We start from the raw sequence: 17913 nt of genomic DNA, 5'->3' as shown, positions 1-17913 counted from the left end.
AATCCCTTATCATCGTAATCGATCGATAGCGTTGATTACGATCTGACAAGGGGAATATGAAGATTACGTACTAATTTTTTTGACAATTAATAAAATAAATTTATCATAAGCCTCTTCTCAATTCAAGTTAAATCATATCATATTCTACTCTGATTGTCGTCTATTGTTCTTAGGCTTCACAATACTTGGTCGTGTTTTTGATAATGGCACGGAAATCCTTAATAAAATTTGCGTTAAGGCGTTTGCATTAAATGGAATCCAAGGCCATAAATAAGGGGTATCTAATGATTTCAATCCACTTATTAAGATGATAAAAAGCGTTGATCCAATGAGAAATCCCTCCAAGCCAAAAAAGAACGTCACCAATATTAGAAGGATTCTGATCATTTTATTTGCAACACTAAGTTCATAGCTTGGAGTAGCAAAAGTTCCAATAGCACTAACTGCGACATAAAGAATTACTTCTGAGCTGAATAAACCAACTTCTATTGCAATTTCACCAATTAATATTGCAGCTATTAACCCCATTGCAGTGGATAATGGAGTTGGGGTATGTATTGCGGCCATCCTTAAAAATTCAATTCCAATATCGGCTAATAAAATCTGAACTATAATAGGAATATTCCCTACTTCATTAGGTCCGATGAATTTTAGATTAGATGGTAATAATTCTGGTTCTTGCACTAGTACAAGCCAAAAAGGAAGGAGAAAAATGGAAGCTATAATTCCTAAAAATCTAATCCATCTTACAAAGGTTCCTACGCTCGGAGCTTCTCTATATTCCTCAGCATGTTGAACGTGATGGAAAAAAGTAGTTGGTAAAATGATCATACTAGGAGAAGTATCTACCATAATCAAAACATGTCCCTCAAACAAATGTGCTGCCGCTACATCCGGTCTTTCTGTATAACGAACTAATGGATAAGGATTCATTCCCTGTTTCACAATATATTCTTCAATTGTTTTATCTGCCATCGAAAGTCCATCTATGCTAATTTCATCTAATTCTTTTTTTACTTTTTCAATTAATACTGGATCAGCAATATCCTCTAAATAGGAGATACATATGTCAGTTTTAGAACGTTCCCCTACTTGTATAAGTTCATTTCTGAGTCGTTCATCCCTTATTCTTCTTCTAGTAAGTGCAGTGTTCTCTATTATATTTTCTGTATAACCGTCTCTAGAACCTCGAATTACTTTTTCGGTATCAGGTTCTTGAGGTGCTCGGCCAGGATATTGCCTAACATCAATGCAAAATGCTGTATCACTTCCGTCTACAAATAAGATAACTAATCCGGAAAGTAATTGATCTACCACTTCGTCCATTGTATGGATGACTTCTACTTGTTGATGTACTAATTGATTGTATACAAGATCATACAAATCTCGCTCCTGATTTTCTTCTTCATTAATAAGATTCAGTGCTTTTATAATTTCAATAATATAAGCTGTATCTGTTAATCCTGTAACATAATATAATTGAATTTCTTTATCACGAATAATTTGTTTTCTAAATCCTACATCAAATGAAACATCTAAACCTAACTTCTGATTAATAAAAGTTTCATTTCGATTGATATTTTTATGTATATTTTCTTTATTTAACTTTGACTTCAATGATAACACCTCATAAATCATAATTTTATCGTTATTACTCCATCCAATTCACAAAAATAACCCAGTGAAATAGTGAACCCAGTATTTTTCCAAGTACGATTGCCATTAAGAGGATTAATAAATTACCCCGCATTCTTATTCTTTTCATTAATATTGGAAAAACATTTAAAACTTCTGTCAATGCTGCAGCGAGCATTCCAATAAAAATACCATGTGTAAATCCCCAAACAATACTAATAAATATAGGTAAAGATAAACCTATAGTTGTTATGGAAAAATACACCCCCAATAGCGCCCCAAAAATAACTGACCATTGATAATAACGTAACGCTCTATTTGTTTTACTTATTTGTGTTAAACGTGGAATAATACCTAGTACAGTAATAACAGCCACATATCCTGAACCTACAATTAATCCAGAACCTAGTCCAATCAAAATTAATGTCGCATATACAAATATCATTTCAATCATGAGGATTATTTATCTTGTTTTCATGTATGACATAGTAATCATCTAAATCTTGTTGATATTTGAACATCTCAATTTCAAGTGGACTGGGCTCTTCATTTATTCTTTTTCTGAAAATATGATTAAAGAATAGAATCATACCTACGCCTAATCCAATAGAATACGGAACTTGTATCCATAATGGTTGAGCTACTTCCTTATTTGTAAGTAAAAAAAATAACTGTTGATGCACCGGCTGCATGCTCACATCATAATGAAAATTCATAATAGCCATCGCTGAACCAATAAATAATAAAATCCAAATAATTATAATGTTTAACACAGGCATTTTTTTGTTGTCTTTTATAATTTCGATAATAACTTGTGTAGGCCCAAGAAATTCTATTGTTATATTTTTGTGAACAGAAAGTATATGTTTTAATAGCTGGTAATGATCTAATACAACTACATTTTTATCCTTATCCTCTACTTGATAAATTGGAAGAAGCGCTATATTTTTCATTAAATCACTATCACCAGTTATGAAAGAGACGTCTTTTAAATAGAGCATTCCTTTTTTTTTCATTCTAATTTTCTTTTTTAGCCTTATATAAATTTTCTGGTTCAAGAGAATCCACCTCATCCATCTAAGCTTTTGAAATGTTAAGCTTTAGTATGTGAAATAAAAATAAATTCATACATAGGTGGTTTAAGCATTTAAAAAAGAAATATAAAAAAGCATCTTTTATCATATTTGATAAAAAATGCTTTTTAATCTTTGAATCTAAATAAAGTGATTAATGTATATATTTATTAATCTGAAATTTTATAACTCTACTCTAACAATTCCTGCTTAATGTCCTCTAATATTTTTTTCTCTAATCTTGAAACCTGTACTTGTGAGATTCCCAACCGAGTAGCTACTTCAGTCTGCGTTTTATCCTTATAATATCTAAGATAAACAATTAGTCTTTCTCTATCATTTAATTTTTTTATTACTTCTTCCATGATGAATTTATCAAACCAAGGTTTGTCAGTATCTGCAATCTGGTCCAATAAAGTTATTGGATCACCATCATTTTCAAATATAGTCTCGTGAATGGACTGGGGTGAGCGCATCGCTTCTTCTGCTTGCAAAATATCTTCCACACTTAATTGGAGCTGATCTGCAATTTCATGAATAGTTGGATTACGCCCATATATCTTTGTTAACTCTTCTTTTTTCCTTCTTACTTTGTTTCCGATTTCCTTTAAAGAACGACTAACTTTGATCGTTCCATCATCTCGAATAAATCGCTGAATTTCACCAATAATCATCGGAACAGCATAGGTTGAAAATTTTACATCATAGCTTAAATCAAATTTATCTATGGATTTTAACAAACCTATACATCCAATTTGGAAAAGATCTTCACTATCATATCCTCGATTTAAAAAGCGCTGAACTACTGACCATACAAGCTTTACGTTTTGTTCAACTAAAAAATTTCTTGATTCCTGGTCTCCTGATTGACTTTGCTTTATTAGCCTTTTTACGTCATAATCATTCATTGATTTATAGGTGATTGATGTATCTATTTTCATATACTCACCTAATTGCACAACGTTTTACTTTTTTTAAATTCTTTTACCATCGTTACTTTTGTTCCTTCATCAGGTACAGAGTGAATTTCTACCTTATCCATAAAATTTTCCATAATGGTGAATCCCATTCCAGATCTTTCTAATTCTGGTTTGGATGTATATAATGGTTGTTTAGCTAAATCTATATTATTTATTCCTAAACCAAAATCTTCTATAATAACAGTTAAATTATCCTCAGACAGTGTACAAGTGATAGCTATAGTTTGATGCGGATTTTCTTCATAACCGTGGATAATTGCATTCGTTACAGCCTCTGAAACAACGGTTTTTATCTCATTAATTTCTTCTAAAGTAGGATCTAAAGAGGATACAAAAGCAGCAACAGAAATGCGAGCAAAAGCTTCATTTGCACTAATACTTTTGAATGTAATATTCATTTCATTATTCATGATGCAACCCCCAAACTTAATAAAGCAAAGTGTTCATTAGATTCGTATCTGACAATTTTGAACAGGCCGGACATATCAAATAATCTTCTTACAGCAGGATTTATTGAGCAAATTACCATCTCTCCATTTAACTGCTTTAATTCCTTATAACGCCCTAAAATAACACCTAATCCTGAGCTATCCATAAAATGCAAATTTTCTAAATTTAAAATCGTATGCTGAATCTTATGAACCCTAATTTGTTCTTGCCAAGCTGCTCTTAATTCAATAGCTGCATGATGATCTAGCTCCCCTTCCAATCTAAGGACTAAGACATTCTCCATTCTTACAAACTGCATAGATAAATTCATACATATTCCCTCCTCGCTTTATAAATTAGGTTTCTTTTTTTTGCTCGATAAATCCTGCAAGTCGACAAAACTAGAAAAAACAACCCACTTAATTACAATTATCGCAACATTAACTCATGCATGCTTGTTCTGAATAATTGAATTAAATTTGCTTTTTCTATTTTTTGTTCTACTATTAATTCCCCTTCTCCTATCTTTTTTCCATCTTGGAATATACCTAACATACCTATTTTTTCTTCTTTCTGTAATGGGGGAACGATATTCTTACTGAGCTCCCATTTCGTTTCGTATGAGTTGTTTTTCTCCTCTTTCTTGCGAATTAAAAATATGTCTTCTTTTAAAACTACATCGTAATTGTTTTTCTTTGCTTTTAATATTTTTAAATCAGTTACTTTATCTCCTTTTTCATAGAGCTTTATGGCTTCATAATTTTGGTAGGCAAAATCCAGTAAAGTTGATACACTTTGATTTCTTTCTTTGGATGTTTCAGCTCCCATAACAACCGCAATGGTTCGCATATTATTCTTATTGGCTGTAGCAGTCAAACAGTACTTCGCTTCGTTTGTATATCCAGTTTTTAAACCATCAACTCCATCGTAAAACTTCACTAATTTATTCGTATTAACAAGCCAAAATTCATTTTCTTGTCCTTTTCGTAAGTAGTCTTCATACTTGCCCGTGTAGGAAGTTATTTCTTTATAATTAAGTAATTCCTTAGCGATGATTGCCATGTCATAGGCTGTACTTTTATGCTCAGCAGCAGGTAGTCCTGTTGGATTTTTAAAATTCGTATTTTCTAATCCCAACTCTCTTGCTTTAAGATTCATTTTTTTTACAAAAGCATCTTCAGTTCCTGCTATTCTTTCAGCTAATGCAACACTAGCATCATTTGCAGAGGCTATTGCAATACCTTTAAGTAAGTCTTCTACTTTCATTTCTTCTCCAGCTTCAAGGAATATTTGTGAACCACCCATTGAAGCGGCATGTTCGCTTACGCGTATATTTTCATCTAATGTTATTGTTTCTTTATCCAATTCTTCCATTATCAACAAAAGTGTCATTAACTTAGTCATACTCGCTGGAGGAAGCACTTGATGGGCTTTTTTATCATATAATATCGCTCCAGTCCTTTGTTCAATTAATATAGCCGACTTTGCATCCTTCGCTAATTCAGGTTGTTTTGTATTTGTAGAAGTCACTTGGGCATTTACATCTTGTTGTGTAATTAGGTGTAAAAATGCAATGATGAAAAGTAATACAAAAAATTTGCTAACCCCTTTAATATTAAACATGATCCACCTCCATGATTGATGTTTAATAGTTTCTCCAAATTTAACAGCTTCTATAACAAAAGAGTTAAAATTAATTCCCATTTTATCCGTATATCTTTCATTAAACACAAAAAAAACGACTTCATAATTAAATGAAGTCGCTCTTTGCGTTTGTTTTTTTAGATGTATTAAACTAATCTCGTATTACCTCATAAATCATTTTATTTGGCACTGCTTGCTTATCCTCAATCGTATAAGCCTGTAACATTTTATCAACTACATCTGTAACATCTTCCTTATCTGCATGAAGAATAGCAATTACTTCACCATCTTCAACTTTATCGCCAATTTTCTTCGTTAAAGTTATACCTACGGAATGATTAATTTGATCATCTTTAGTCGCCCTGCCCGCACCTAAATACATGGCAGCAACTCCAACAGACTCTGCATCTATTTCATGAACAAACCCAGTTGACTTAGCTTTTACTTCAATTTCAAAGTTTGCTTGTGGTAATTTAGAAAGATCATCTATAACAGAAATATCTCCACCTTGAGCTTTTATAAAACCTTTAAAAGCTTCAAGTGCACTTCCATTATCTATCAGTTCTTCTAATGCTTTTATTGCTTCTTCATACGTGGAGTAAATTCCTGCAAGAATTGTCATATGTGCAGATAACTCTAGTCCTAATGTGCGTAAGTCATTTACTTTCTTGCCTTGTAAAACTTCTACCGCTTCTTTTATTTCGTTCGCATTCCCAATCTCATAGCCTAAGGGCTGATTCATATCACTGATTACAGCTACAGTATTTCGGCCAAGATTGTTACCAATACTTACCATTTCGTGTGCTAGAGCTTTTGAATCTTCGAGCGTCTTCATAAAAGCTCCAGAACCAGTTTTAACGTCAAGCACAATGCTATCAGCACCTGATGCTATCTTTTTACTCATAATAGAGCTTGCAATTAAAGGAATAGAATCTACTGTTGCAGTTACATCTCTCAATGCATAAAGCTTTTTGTCAGCTGGAGCTAAATTTCCGGTTTGTCCAACCACGGCTAATTTATGTTCATTAACAGTAGATAAAAATTCATCATTTGTTAATTCAACACGAAAGCCAGGAATAGCTTCTAATTTATCGATAGTTCCACCGGTATGACCCAATCCTCTACCAGACATCTTTGCAACAGGTATTCCAGCTGCTGCTACTAAAGGAGCTACAATAAAAGTGGTTTTGTCGCCCACTCCACCTGTTGAGTGTTTATCTACTTTATGTCCTTTTATTGAGGAAAGATCTATTTGATCTCCAGACTCAACCATTGCCTGCGTCAAGATCGCAGTTTCTGATGATGTCATTCCTTGATAATAAATAGCCATCATTAAAGCGGAAACCTGATAATCAGGGATTTTCTCACTCATATAATCCTTAATAAAAAATTCTATTTCTTCTTTTGTTAATTCTTCATTATTTCTTTTTTTTGCTATAATATCAACCATTCGCATATTTATCTCTCCTTTCATTATTTAGAATCTGGAAAAGATTTTATGAGTTCTTTCACATAACGAAGGAAATCACTTCTCACATTTGTTGTTGTCTCTATTACTTCCTCATGACTAAGAGGCTGATCAAGAATTCCAGCAGCCATATTGGATATGCAAGAAATGCCAATTACACCCATTTTCATGTGTTTTGCTACAATAACTTCAGGAACAGTTGACATACCAACTGCATCACCGCCTAACGTTCGTAGCATTTTTACTTCCGCTGGGGTTTCATATGATGGTCCAGTGTTAGCCACGTAGACTCCCTTTTTAGTATTTAAACCAATGTCTCCAGCTATCTTTTCTGCAAAATCGATTAGCTCGCGGTCATAAGCCTGAGACATATCCGGAAATCTATCTCCTGCCTCATTATCATTTTTACCAATTAAAGGATTTGTGCCTAAATTATTAATATGGTCCTCGATAAGCATAAGATCACCAGGATTAAGTTTTTCGTTAATTCCTCCTGCAGCATTAGTTACAATCAGATTTTCCACACCAATTTGTTTCATGACCCGTATCGGAAAGGTGACTTCCTGAAGGGAATATCCCTCATAAAAGTGAAACCTCCCTTGCATGGCAATAACATCTTTTCCTTCAATGGTTCCAATAACTAGCTGCCCTTTATGTCCTTCAACAGTAGACATTGGAAAATAAGGGATATCATTATATTCGATCACGATAGCATTTTCTATTTCATCAGCTAAAACACCTAAGCCTGAACCTAATATAAGTCCAATTTCGGGTGAAGATTTCATATTTTCTGTTAAATAGCTGGCTGCTTCTGCTACTTTATTTTTATCCATATTTATCATCCTTTCTTCTTTATAACTTATCTAAAAAGCTTGTCCCATACTTTGGCATTGTAACTTTAAAATTATCCGCAACGGTTGCACCGACGTCAGAAAATGTAGTTCTAATAGGGAGCTCCATACCTTTTTCGATTCCTTTATAATGTACTAATAAGGGAACGTATTCTCTTGTATGATCTGTCCCATGATGAACTGGATCATTACCATGATCTGCAGTTATAATTAAAAGGTCGTCATCTTTTAATTTTTTCAATACATCCGGTAATTGTTTATCGAAATCTTCTAATGCTTTCGCATACCCCACCGGATCTCTGCGATGTCCAAACTTAGCATCAAAATCTACTAAATTTAAAAAGTTTAACCCTGTAAAATCTTCATCCATTGATTTAATCAGCTTATCCATGCCATCATCATTGTCAGTAGTACGAATGGCTTTCGTAACGCCTTCTCCATCATATATATCATTAATTTTCCCAATAGCTAAACAATCAAAATTGCTATCTTTTAATTCATTCATAACCGTTCTACCAAAAGGTTTCAGCGCATAATCATGTCGATTTGACGTTCGTTCAAAAGCTCCAGGATTTCCGATAAACGGTCTAGCTATAATACGTCCAATCATATACTTTTCATCTAATGTAATTTCTCTTACATATTCACAGATTTCATATTGCTCTTCTATAGGAACAATATCTTCATGTGCTGCAATTTGTAACACAGAATCTGCCGAAGTATAGACAATTAGTGCACCAGTATCCATGTGTTCTTGTCCTAATTCTTTAATAATTTCTGTTCCAGAGGCTGGTTTATTTCCTATCACTTTTCTTCCACTTTTTTCTTCGATCATTTGAATTAATTCATCCGGAAAAGTCTCAAAAGTTCGAAAAGGAGTATCAATATATAACCCCATTAGTTCCCAGTGTCCTGTCATTGTATCTTTTCCTAAAGAGGCTTCCTGCATCTTAGTATAATGAGCTTTAGGCGTATCTGCTTTGTCTATTCCTTTAATTTCCCTTATATTACTCAACCCTAGTTTACCGATAGTAGGCATATTTAAGCCATTTACTTCTGCAGCTATGTGACCTAAGGTATCTGCACCTTTATCATTAAATTGTTCAGCATCAGGCGCTTCTCCGATTCCAACAGAATCCATTACAATTAAAAAAACACGATTAAAATTATTCATGTAATAATCCCTCCTCTATTCTCATTACCCTTCATTATGCGTGATTATGCAAAAAAATATTAATAAAATTAAATAAAAAACACGATCTAATTTTAGTAAAGACCGTGTTAAAATATTAAGCTCTTGGATGATAGCTTTTATAGACGTCTTTTAACCTTGATTTAGACACATGTGTGTAAATTTGTGTAGTGGATATATCTGCATGTCCTAACATTTCTTGAACAGCTCTTAAATCTGCTCCATTCTCGAGTAAATGGGTTGCAAATGAGTGTCTTAACGTATGTGGTGTAATTTCTTTTTGGATATTTTTTTCTTTCGTAATTTGTCTTAATATTTTCCAGAATCCTTGCCTGGATAAGTGATTTCCATGATGATTAACAAATAAATACTCACTAGTCTTTCGTTTAACTAATTGCGCTCTGCTATCATTCAAATACGTGCTTAAAGCACTCGTAGCATGTTCGCCTAATGGTACAATTCTTTCTTTATCACCTTTTCCTAAACATCGAACAAATCCCATGCTTAGATGTAAATCGTTCATTTTTAGATCCACTAATTCAGACACACGTAAACCTGTTGCATACATCATTTCTAGCATCGCTTTATTTCTTAGCGATAGGGGATCAGTTTGTGCAAGTTCTAATAGTTTCTCAACTTCTGTCATAGACAAAACTTTAGGTAAGGATCGTTTTTTCTTTGGTGTTTCAATATGTAATGTTGGATCTTCCTTGTATTGAAATTCTCTGATTAAAAATTGATGATATAATCGTAAAGTAGATAACATTCTCGCAATAGATGCAGTAGATTTCCCTGTATCATTTAAATGATACAAAAATTGTAATACATCATTTCTATCAACTTTTTCCCATTTACTTATTTGGCGCTGTTTATTTAAATATAAATAATATATACGTAAATCTCTTTTATAGGATTTTAACGTATTAACAGCTAAACCCCGTTCTATCTGCAAATAGTGAAAGAATTCATCCATTGGATATTCCATTTCTTTCATTTCTATTCTCCTAATCGAAAAAAAATAGACAATCTTTCGATGATAGCATTGTCTTCTTGTTGAACTACTTTAACTGCATTTCCACTTGGGGCAGGATTATCAAGGTTTTGATATTCATGGTGCATCATTTTGATAGCATAATAAAATAAGAAAGTACACAATACAAATAATATCATTAATTTAATTATGTCTTTTAATATTAGTAATTTGGCCTTCAAAGTCATCACTCCTAATAGAATTCCTTCTATTAGAATTTATGCCAAAAAGCTTTCTAATTATACCTAACTATTATTCTTTTCCTTCACTTTGACATTTTCTACAAATACCATGAAACGTTAAACGATGATCCTGAACTAAAAATCCCCAATCATTTTGTACAATTTCCTCAACTTCTTCTAAAAGGTCATCCATGATTTCTTCTACTGAACCACATTCTGTACAAACTAAATGATGGTGAAAGTGCTTGGCACCTTCTTTACGTAAATCATACCTCGAAACTCCATCACCGAAATTAATTTTATCAACTACTTTTAATTCTGAAAGTAGTTCAAGCGTTCTGTAAACTGTTGCTAATCCAATTTCTGGAGCTTTTTCTTTTACTAATAAATAGACGTCTTCCGCACTTAAGTGATCTTCTTCTCGTTCTAAAAGAACTCTCACAGTGGCCTCTCGTTGAGGTGTTAATTTATAGCTCTGTGCATGTAATTGTTTTTTTATCCGGTCTAATCGATGTTCCATTATTGAGACCTCCCTCACAAGCTCAATTATAAAGAGCTTACAAAGGTGTGTCAATTAAAATAATTATAAACAAAAATAAGAAACAAATTGAGAATATCAATATAAAAGCTTTATATTAGCCCTTTAATCGTTCAATTCAGTAAGTTCTTCCTTCATTTATATTAAATACTTATTAATAATTATTTTAATATAATAAATTATTAATAGTCATTCTCATTGTGCTATACGATAAATACACTTCAATAAATGTAGCCAACCCTATAAATAAAATTAGTATTAGTGAAGTGATAAAATATTTAGAAAAAGCTATTGGAATATTTAATCGATTTTTTCGCATAAAAAGATTTTGAAGTAATTGAATGGAGAAAGACATCGCTACTGTTCCAGCTACTAAGTATATAGGTATTAACAATAGATTTTGAGGAGCAATAGCAACCGATGATAAAATAAACCCCTTCCAGCCTAATTGATTGATAAAAAAACCTACACTAAAACCAATAACTGTTCCTTTTATAAATATCAACACCCAAATTAATGGTAACCCAATTACTGATAGACCTAATAAGAAAATCAAGCCAATATACTGAAGGTGATAGAAATACGAATCCTTCCATAGTATTGCTTTAGATAAGTTCATATCAGTTGAAAACTGATGAAAGAAGTTTTCTAGATAGAAATACAAATCTTGCTTTTGAATAAAGCTCATACTATTTACTACGATAGCACCAAAAATGATCCCAGTAATAAATAAGCTGATCATGAATACGTAAGTATTTTGATTGTGGTAAATATGATTAATAAAGCGTTGTTTTCTTTGCATATACATGAGGGCTTCCTCTCCTATTAACTCGAAGATTTGATTCCCTCTTAATATATGAAAGTTAAAAATAAATAGAACAAATGAGAGAAACAACAATTTTTATTTATTGATTTTTCCGTATCTTCCACCGCCACCACTTTTGATTTCTAGCTTTCCTTCCCGCATCATTATGATAGCACTAGCTAATCTTTCTCCTATGATAGACTTTAAATCACTATAGGATACATAATGAAGCACATGCATCTCTGTACCAAAATGTTTTAACAATTTCTGCAACGTTTTGGGTCCCAATCCAGGTAAAAAGTCCAATGGAACCTGATGAATATATGGTGGTCTTTTAACAGGAGTAACACTGGAATTAGAGATTTCTTGTATGCGCTTTGCCACTCCTTTTATAATCCCACTTCTCCCACAATCATTACAACTTGAATCCGTGATATTATCTGAAAGGCAATTTTTACATACAGAATTATAGTATTTACCAAGTAGAGGATTTAAACCATAATTAACTTCAACTTTTCTTCCCGATGTTTGTTTAAGTGCCATTGCTAATTCTTTGAAATTACAATTCATCATTGAAATTTGCTGATATTCTCTAGCAATTTTACCTAAAGAATGAGCATCTGAATTTGTAAGAAATGAATAAGTTTCTAATTCTTCAATTTGTTCAGCCATTGTTGTATCAGAGCTTAGTCCAAGTTCAACGGCATCAATTTTACCTGGGTCTAACACTTCAATTAGAGATTTCTTTACTCCTTTTCCATAGAGGCTTTTAAATGGTGTGAAAATATGAGCTGGAATAAATAATCCTTTTAAATCTTTCACTTTATGCTGCAAATCGATAGCACTACCATAGTAACGCTGTGAACTTAGATTTATATTTGTCACTCTTTCACTTAACCAACGTGAAAATTGATCCATGCTTTTTAGTGTAGGAAAATAGCAAAGCACATGTATTGGTCCTTTACAATTATGGTCATAAATTTCCACTTCACTCCCAAGGATTAAACACACATTATCAATCTCTATGCCGCCTTCAGCTAACTCTAGTGCTTTCTTATTATTTATATAGGAATGCATTTCTTCTATAAACGCAGGCGTGTGTGCATCAATTACACCAATCATATCAATTCCTTTTTTTATCTTTGCTTCTTCGATTATATTTTCCAACGAAAGATTATTAGAAGCAGTAATTTTTACAGGCTTACCATACTTATCTCTGCCAATATGAATATGTAAATCAACAAAATATTTATTGGTTTTCATTTTTTTCTAACCTCTTCAATTTTAAGTAAAGTAATGCATACATCGTTTTAGCATCATGAATCACCTGATCATTAATTAGCTTTTCCGTATCTTCTAATGACAACTCCAATAATTCAACAAACTCATCTTCATCAAGTTCCTTTTTATTTTCAAGTGAATAGAGTTGATCTGTATAATATAAATATACGAGTTCATTAGCAAAGCCTGGGGAGGTATAGAATGAAGTAAGATATTTTAGATGATCTGTTGTATAGCCTGTTTCTTCTTCTAGCTCTCTTATTGCCGTAATAACTGGTTTTTCTCCTTTTTCTAATTTACCAGCTGGAATTTCCACTATATTTTTTTCTAAAGCTTTCCGGTACTGCTTAACTAATACGATTTTATTTTGGTCTGTTAGGGCAATTATAGCCACTGCTCCAGGGTGTTTAATGATTTCTCTTTGTGAATTTTTACCGTTTGGTAATAATACTTCCTCAATATTTAATTCAATAATTCTTCCTTTGTATATATTTTTAATTGTTATAGTCTTTTCTTCTAAACTATTCAAGATCTATTCCCTCTTTCTCTTTCAAAGTATGAAAAATTAATATTTCTCATTATAACAGAATTCATTATTCCATAAAAAATGTCATCCTTGGTGTTTATAATTTTTGTATTCAAAATCTATTATGGTTAAAATAAATAGTAACATACTTAAAGAAAGGAAGATTCCATGAAAAAAAATAGACTGGGCAATTCCGAATTGTACGTTTCTGAACTTTCGTTAGGTTGTATGTCCCTTGGTACTGATCAAAAAGAAGCTTCAAAAATAATTGATAGTGCAGTAGAAAATGGAATTAATTACCTTGATACGGCTGATCTATATGATCAAGGACTTAATGAAGAATTAATCGGTCAGGCGATCAAGCATAAACGTAAGGATTTAATAGTAGCAACTAAAGTAGGAAATCATTTAAAAGAAGATGGATCTTGGTATTGGGATCCTTCAAAAACACATATTAAAAATCAAGTAAAAGAAAGCTTAAAAAGACTTCAAACAGATTACATTGATTTATATCAGCTTCACGGTGGAACGATAGAAGATCCAACTGAAGAAACGATTGAGGCATTTGAGGATTTAGTAAAGGAAGGTTATATCCGTTATTATGGTATTTCCTCTATAAGACCAAATGTGATTCGAAAATTTGTTGAAAAATCAAATATGATTAGCGTAATGATGCAATACAGTTTATTGGACAGAAGACCTGAGATTGAAATGTTAGATTTATTAAATGAAAATAATATAAGTGTGGTAGCAAGAGGTCCTTTAGCGAAAGGAATGCTCTCAGATGAGGCAGTTAAAAAGGTAGAAGAAAAGGGAAAAGATGGTTATTTAGAATATAGCTATGAAGAATTAGCGAAAACGGCCCAAGTATTAGATAGAGTGAAAAGCAAAAATATTTCTATTAATGGCTTAGCTCTGAAATACGTGTTAGAACATGATGCTGTCGCTTCAGCAGTATTTGGTGCCAGTAGTCAAAAACAACTAAAGACAAATATAAATGGAATGGATACTGCTTTTAATAGAAACGTATATGAAACTTTAAAGCAATTAACAAAACCAATTAATTATACCAAGCATCTTAACTAAAAAATGAGGAGGCAAACGATATTGCCTCCTCATTTTAATTTACTGCTTGTAATAACTGGGTTTCTGATATACGAGGGTTCAACATTTCTTCTTTGTTTTTAAGCTGAAAAAAATTATTTCTAAAGTCGAGTATTATTTCTTCACCGAAGAATACCGCTTGTTGAGCATGCACAAATACGTTCAAGTCTTTATTATATACTAATTCATAATCACGTTTCTTTTGATCAAAGAATTTAACTGTTGGCACCCCGTTCACCCCACATCCACAGCCTTCTGTATCATAATATAGCCATAATTCTGGTGATGAAGTTGGTGAAATGGTATTGATTTTTTCAAGCGCATCATGAGTTATTAATAATTGCATCTTTCCACTCCTTTATTTCTGATTGAATTGCTTTTTAAAAAGCAATTCTACTAATTTTGGAAAAAGTTGATAAACTGTACTAGCCATATTCATCCACATAGGTAAATTGATTTCTCGTTTTTTTGTAAATAAGCTTTCCTGAATCTTCTTGGAAACTTCCTCTGGTTCTAGCATAAATCGATCTACTGAAGCTTTGTATTTACCAGATGGATCTGCTACATTAAAGAAATTCGTGCGTACTGGCCCAATATTTACAGTAGTTACATAGATGTTTTTCGCCGCGAGCTCTAATCGTAATGCGTTTGAAAAACCTATGACTGCAAACTTTGTTGCGCTATAAACACTTGATTTTGGTGTAGCTATTTTTCCCGCTTGTGAAGAAATATTTACAATATGCGCTGGTTCTTTATCATCAAGATGAGGAATTAAGAAATGAGTGGTTTTTATTAATGCTGTTAGATTCAAATCAATCATTTTTTGAGCTGAATTCCAATCCATATTTGATAATTCTTCAAATAATCCCATACCGGCGTTATTTATTATCGCATCAAGCGTTCCGATGTCATCAATAATTCTCTGTAGACATTCCATCCATTTATATGTATCAGTAATATCAACTGCATACGTATAAACACTTGCGGAGGATTCCTCTTCTATTTCCTGTTTAATCTTGAGTAGCTTTTGCTCTGATCTTGCAACTAAAATCACTATACTACCAGCCTTTGCAAGCGAATATGCTAGACTCTCTCCTATTCCAGACGAAGCTCCAGTTATTAAAATTCTTTTATTTAATAAATTTGACATTATATCACCTATTCATTGTTGTTACTTCATATATTAGCATATAATAGGTGACATCACACAGAGTATGCATATACGCTTTTAATAAAAGCTGATATAATGATTGATATTTCCAATAAATTAAACATAATTATATAAGAGTTAGTTACTAGCTGTATTTTTAAAAAAGCTTAAACTCAACTTTTTCTAATTAACTTATAAGTTGTTAATTATTCTAAGAGTTAAATTGGGGATCATAAACGAGGTGAGAAACTTGAACCAACTAATATTCGCACACCGAGGTGCGAGTAAAAAAGCACCTGAAAATACCATGGCGGCTTTTGAATTAGCATATCAAATGGGTGCAGATGGTATAGAGACAGACGTTCAACTAACAAAAGATCAAATTCCTGTGTTGATACATGATGAAACACTTAGACGCACTACAAATGGGACAGGCTTTGTTCAAGACTATACGTTTAATGAATTACAAAAACTTGATGCAGGTAGTTGGCATTCCAAAAGCTATCAAAATGAGAAAATTCCTTCGCTTGAAGCATTTTTGAAGTGGAGTAAGGACAAGGAAATTCAATTAAATATTGAACTTAAAAACAATGTGCTTGAATATAATGAAATAGAATCAAAGGTCATTTATTTGATAGATAAATATAAACTTACACAAAAAACAACTATTTCAACTTTTAATGAAAAAAGCTTAAGGACAATTTGTAATAATCATCCTACTATTGAAACAGCATTTTTAATTTCGTCAAAAATTCGTGATTTATATACACATGCAACTGAGCTTAGTGTCAGAGGTATTCATATGAAATATCATTTACTAACGAAAAATTTCATTAAAAATGCAGAAAAGCATGATCTTTATATAGGTACCTATACCGTTAATCATCCAATTTTAATAAAAAGAATGATGCGTTTAGGTTGTCGCGTGATTATAACAGATGTCCCAGATATTGCTAAAAAAGTGATAAACACTTAAATTATAAGCAGCATTTAATAAAGGAGAGCATCATGGAATTATTATTTTTAGGAACTGGTTCAGGCATGCCTAGTAAACAACGTAATACCTCATCTGTTTTACTTAATTTAGTCGAAGAAATCGATGAAATTTGGATGTTTGATTGTGGTGAAGCCACCCAGCATCAGTTACTGCATGTCCCAATTCGCCCTAGAAAAATCACAAAGATTTTTATAACACATTTACATGGAGATCATATCTTTGGTTTACCCGGCTTTTTAAGTAGTCGATCATTTCTCGATGGGAGGACTACCGTTACAGTCTATGGACCAAAAGGTATAAAAGACTTTATAAAGATGAGTCTAGAAATTAGCAATACACATCTAGCCTATGAACTTAAGATTGTTGAACTTGATAATGAATTTGTTTTTGAAACGGATAAATTTTCTGTTATCTCAACAAAACTTGATCATGGTGTTGCTAGTTATGGATTCAAAATTATAGAAAAAGATAGTCCTGGAGAATTACTTGTAGACAAACTTCGCGAGCTTAACATACCACCTGGACCCCTGTATCAACGAATTAAAGAAGAAAATGTTGTAGAAATGGAAAACGGAAGAGTGTTGAAACAGCGTGACTTTCTAGGGCCTGATAAAAAAGGAAGATCTGTCGCTATATTAGGAGACACAAGATATAAACCAGATTTAGTATCATTTTTGGATTGTGTTGACGTTTGTGTACACGAAGCGACGTTTTCGGAAGATGAAAAAACACTTGCACATAATTACTTTCACTCTACAACTAGACAAGCAGCAACTCTTGCAAAAGCCAGTCAAGTAAACCAGCTAATACTAACCCATATTTCAGCAAGGTATCAAAAGTCTGATTACGCAAGGATATTAGAAGAAGCAAAATCTATATTTCCTGCAACTAGTCTTGCTATGGATTATTTTTCATATAAAATCCACCGAATGAAACCAATTAATTAATACATTATCCTAGAATAAATAAAATTTACTTTTTACAATATAAGGGATGAATTATCATCTTTTTAAAAATAAGTACTTATC

The 17913-nt window shown here is 32.4% G+C and carries 21 protein-coding genes; 3 read left to right on the top strand and 18 right to left on the bottom strand.

The features are described from left to right. Positions 1–144 precede the first annotated feature (144 nt). From DFR57_RS13545 to DFR57_RS13470, 16 genes are all read right to left on the bottom strand, one after another. On the bottom strand, positions 145–1617 hold the full coding sequence (locus DFR57_RS13545) for a spore germination protein (RefSeq protein WP_245937474.1): 1473 nt from the start codon (positions 1615–1617) through the stop codon (positions 145–147). Positions 1618–1651: 34 nt separating this feature from the next. Then, positions 1652–2089 (bottom strand): stage V sporulation protein AB, encoded by a 438-nt coding sequence (locus DFR57_RS13540; protein WP_114353748.1) that lies wholly within the window; start codon positions 2087–2089, stop codon positions 1652–1654. Continuing rightward, positions 2082–2693, bottom strand: a complete 612-nt coding sequence (locus DFR57_RS13535; RefSeq protein WP_245937473.1) for a stage V sporulation protein AA — start codon at positions 2691–2693, stop codon at positions 2082–2084. Before DFR57_RS13535 ends, DFR57_RS13540 begins: the two co-directional genes overlap by 8 nt. 206 nt (positions 2694–2899) lie before the next feature. Continuing rightward, on the bottom strand, positions 2900–3649 hold the full coding sequence (sigF, locus tag DFR57_RS13530) for an RNA polymerase sporulation sigma factor SigF (RefSeq protein ID WP_114353746.1): 750 nt from the start codon (positions 3647–3649) through the stop codon (positions 2900–2902). A gap of 8 nt (positions 3650–3657) precedes the next feature. Continuing rightward, positions 3658–4098, bottom strand: coding sequence for an anti-sigma F factor (gene spoIIAB / locus DFR57_RS13525; RefSeq protein ID WP_114353745.1), 441 nt, complete (start codon positions 4096–4098; stop codon positions 3658–3660). Next, complete coding sequence (gene spoIIAA / locus DFR57_RS13520) at positions 4095–4448, bottom strand: anti-sigma F factor antagonist (RefSeq protein ID WP_114353744.1); 354 nt, start codon at positions 4446–4448, stop codon at positions 4095–4097. The genes spoIIAB and spoIIAA overlap by 4 nt, the downstream gene beginning before the upstream one ends. A 98-nt stretch (positions 4449–4546) precedes the next feature. Next, positions 4547–5740 (bottom strand): D-alanyl-D-alanine carboxypeptidase family protein, encoded by a 1194-nt coding sequence (locus tag DFR57_RS13515; protein WP_114353743.1) that lies wholly within the window; start codon positions 5738–5740, stop codon positions 4547–4549. A 172-nt stretch (positions 5741–5912) separates the two neighbouring features. Continuing rightward, on the bottom strand, positions 5913–7217 hold the full coding sequence (locus DFR57_RS13510) for a pyrimidine-nucleoside phosphorylase (RefSeq protein ID WP_114353742.1): 1305 nt from the start codon (positions 7215–7217) through the stop codon (positions 5913–5915). A gap of 17 nt (positions 7218–7234) precedes the next feature. Continuing rightward, positions 7235–8062, bottom strand: a complete 828-nt coding sequence (locus DFR57_RS13505; RefSeq protein ID WP_211315368.1) for a purine-nucleoside phosphorylase — start codon at positions 8060–8062, stop codon at positions 7235–7237. Between the two features lie 19 nt (positions 8063–8081). Further along, positions 8082–9254: a phosphopentomutase gene (deoB, locus tag DFR57_RS13500; protein WP_114353740.1), complete on the bottom strand. Its 1173-nt coding sequence runs from the start codon at positions 9252–9254 to the stop codon at positions 8082–8084. 115 nt (positions 9255–9369) lie between these two features. Continuing rightward, positions 9370–10257 carry a site-specific tyrosine recombinase XerD gene (gene xerD, locus DFR57_RS13495; protein WP_114353860.1) on the bottom strand — a complete coding sequence of 296 codons (888 nt, stop codon included), beginning with the start codon at positions 10255–10257 and terminating at the stop codon, positions 9370–9372. Positions 10258–10268: 11 nt separating this feature from the next. Then, the gene (locus DFR57_RS13490) at positions 10269–10490 is read right to left on the bottom strand and encodes a DUF4227 family protein (protein ID WP_114353739.1); all 222 of its coding nucleotides are present in this window, start codon (positions 10488–10490) and stop codon (positions 10269–10271) included. 64 nt (positions 10491–10554) lie between these two features. Then, positions 10555–11004, bottom strand: a complete 450-nt coding sequence (fur, locus tag DFR57_RS13485; protein WP_114353738.1) for a ferric iron uptake transcriptional regulator — start codon at positions 11002–11004, stop codon at positions 10555–10557. Between the two features lie 184 nt (positions 11005–11188). Further along, positions 11189–11830, bottom strand: a complete 642-nt coding sequence (gene spoIIM, locus DFR57_RS13480) for a stage II sporulation protein M (protein ID WP_245937471.1) — start codon at positions 11828–11830, stop codon at positions 11189–11191. Positions 11831–11923: 93 nt separating this feature from the next. Then, complete coding sequence (locus tag DFR57_RS13475) at positions 11924–13090, bottom strand: endonuclease Q family protein (RefSeq protein WP_114353737.1); 1167 nt, start codon at positions 13088–13090, stop codon at positions 11924–11926. Continuing rightward, entirely contained in the window at positions 13077–13637 is a 561-nt protein-coding gene (locus DFR57_RS13470; RefSeq protein WP_114353736.1) for an NUDIX hydrolase, read from the bottom strand. Before DFR57_RS13470 ends, DFR57_RS13475 begins: the two co-directional genes overlap by 14 nt. Positions 13638–13802: 165 nt before the next feature. Between DFR57_RS13470 and DFR57_RS13465 the strand changes: the two genes are divergently transcribed. Next, positions 13803–14720, top strand: coding sequence for an aldo/keto reductase (locus DFR57_RS13465; protein WP_114353735.1), 918 nt, complete (start codon positions 13803–13805; stop codon positions 14718–14720). 34 nt (positions 14721–14754) lie between these two features. Here DFR57_RS13465 and DFR57_RS13460 read toward each other — a convergent pair whose 3' ends face one another. Both DFR57_RS13460 and DFR57_RS13455 read right to left on the bottom strand, forming a co-directional pair. Continuing rightward, a complete protein-coding gene (locus DFR57_RS13460) occupies positions 14755–15084 on the bottom strand; it encodes an iron-sulfur cluster biosynthesis family protein (RefSeq protein ID WP_114353734.1) in 330 nt (109 codons plus the stop codon). A gap of 12 nt (positions 15085–15096) precedes the next feature. After that, a complete protein-coding gene (locus DFR57_RS13455; RefSeq protein WP_114353733.1) occupies positions 15097–15888 on the bottom strand; it encodes an SDR family NAD(P)-dependent oxidoreductase in 792 nt (263 codons plus the stop codon). Positions 15889–16138: 250 nt separating this feature from the next. Here DFR57_RS13455 and DFR57_RS13450 point away from each other — a divergent pair, with 250 nt between their 5' ends. Continuing rightward, positions 16139–16864 (top strand): glycerophosphodiester phosphodiesterase, encoded by a 726-nt coding sequence (locus DFR57_RS13450; protein WP_114353732.1) that lies wholly within the window; start codon positions 16139–16141, stop codon positions 16862–16864. A 32-nt stretch (positions 16865–16896) separates the two neighbouring features. Continuing rightward, positions 16897–17832, top strand: a complete 936-nt coding sequence (gene rnz / locus DFR57_RS13445; protein WP_114353731.1) for a ribonuclease Z — start codon at positions 16897–16899, stop codon at positions 17830–17832. The last annotated feature ends 81 nt before the right edge of the window (positions 17833–17913 follow it).

The sequence above is a fragment of the Saliterribacillus persicus genome (genome assembly GCF_003337485.1).
GTDB classification, from domain to species: Bacteria; Bacillota; Bacilli; order Bacillales; family Amphibacillaceae; genus Saliterribacillus; species Saliterribacillus persicus.
The sequence above is the reverse complement of the archived record's forward strand: the minus strand, read 5'-3'. Positions and strand labels throughout refer to the sequence as shown.

What these genes read in the sequence shown, in the direction of transcription:
- DFR57_RS13505 (WP_211315368.1), bottom strand. Translation starts at nt 8,062, where the DNA reads ATGGATAAAAATAAAGTAGCAGAAGCAGCCAGCTATTTAACAGAAAAT.
- DFR57_RS13515 (WP_114353743.1), bottom strand. Translation starts at nt 5,740, where the DNA reads ATGTTTAATATTAAAGGGGTTAGCAAATTTTTTGTATTACTTTTCATC.
- spoIIAB (WP_114353745.1), bottom strand. Translation starts at nt 4,098, where the DNA reads ATGAATAATGAAATGAATATTACATTCAAAAGTATTAGTGCAAATGAA.
- DFR57_RS13460 (WP_114353734.1), bottom strand. Translation starts at nt 15,084, where the DNA reads ATGCAATTATTAATAACTCATGATGCGCTTGAAAAAATCAATACCATT.
- spoIIM (WP_245937471.1), bottom strand. Translation starts at nt 11,830, where the DNA reads ATGTATATGCAAAGAAAACAACGCTTTATTAATCATATTTACCACAAT.
- spoIIAA (WP_114353744.1), bottom strand. Translation starts at nt 4,448, where the DNA reads ATGAATTTATCTATGCAGTTTGTAAGAATGGAGAATGTCTTAGTCCTT.
- sigF (WP_114353746.1), bottom strand. Translation starts at nt 3,649, where the DNA reads ATGAAAATAGATACATCAATCACCTATAAATCAATGAATGATTATGAC.
- DFR57_RS13510 (WP_114353742.1), bottom strand. Translation starts at nt 7,217, where the DNA reads ATGCGAATGGTTGATATTATAGCAAAAAAAAGAAATAATGAAGAATTA.
- rnz (WP_114353731.1), top strand. Translation starts at nt 16,897, where the DNA reads ATGGAATTATTATTTTTAGGAACTGGTTCAGGCATGCCTAGTAAACAA.
- DFR57_RS13455 (WP_114353733.1), bottom strand. Translation starts at nt 15,888, where the DNA reads ATGTCAAATTTATTAAATAAAAGAATTTTAATAACTGGAGCTTCGTCT.
- DFR57_RS13490 (WP_114353739.1), bottom strand. Translation starts at nt 10,490, where the DNA reads ATGACTTTGAAGGCCAAATTACTAATATTAAAAGACATAATTAAATTA.
- DFR57_RS13465 (WP_114353735.1), top strand. Translation starts at nt 13,803, where the DNA reads ATGAAAAAAAATAGACTGGGCAATTCCGAATTGTACGTTTCTGAACTT.
- fur (WP_114353738.1), bottom strand. Translation starts at nt 11,004, where the DNA reads ATGGAACATCGATTAGACCGGATAAAAAAACAATTACATGCACAGAGC.
- DFR57_RS13540 (WP_114353748.1), bottom strand. Translation starts at nt 2,089, where the DNA reads ATGATTGAAATGATATTTGTATATGCGACATTAATTTTGATTGGACTA.
- DFR57_RS13475 (WP_114353737.1), bottom strand. Translation starts at nt 13,090, where the DNA reads ATGAAAACCAATAAATATTTTGTTGATTTACATATTCATATTGGCAGA.
- xerD (WP_114353860.1), bottom strand. Translation starts at nt 10,257, where the DNA reads ATGGAATATCCAATGGATGAATTCTTTCACTATTTGCAGATAGAACGG.
- deoB (WP_114353740.1), bottom strand. Translation starts at nt 9,254, where the DNA reads ATGAATAATTTTAATCGTGTTTTTTTAATTGTAATGGATTCTGTTGGA.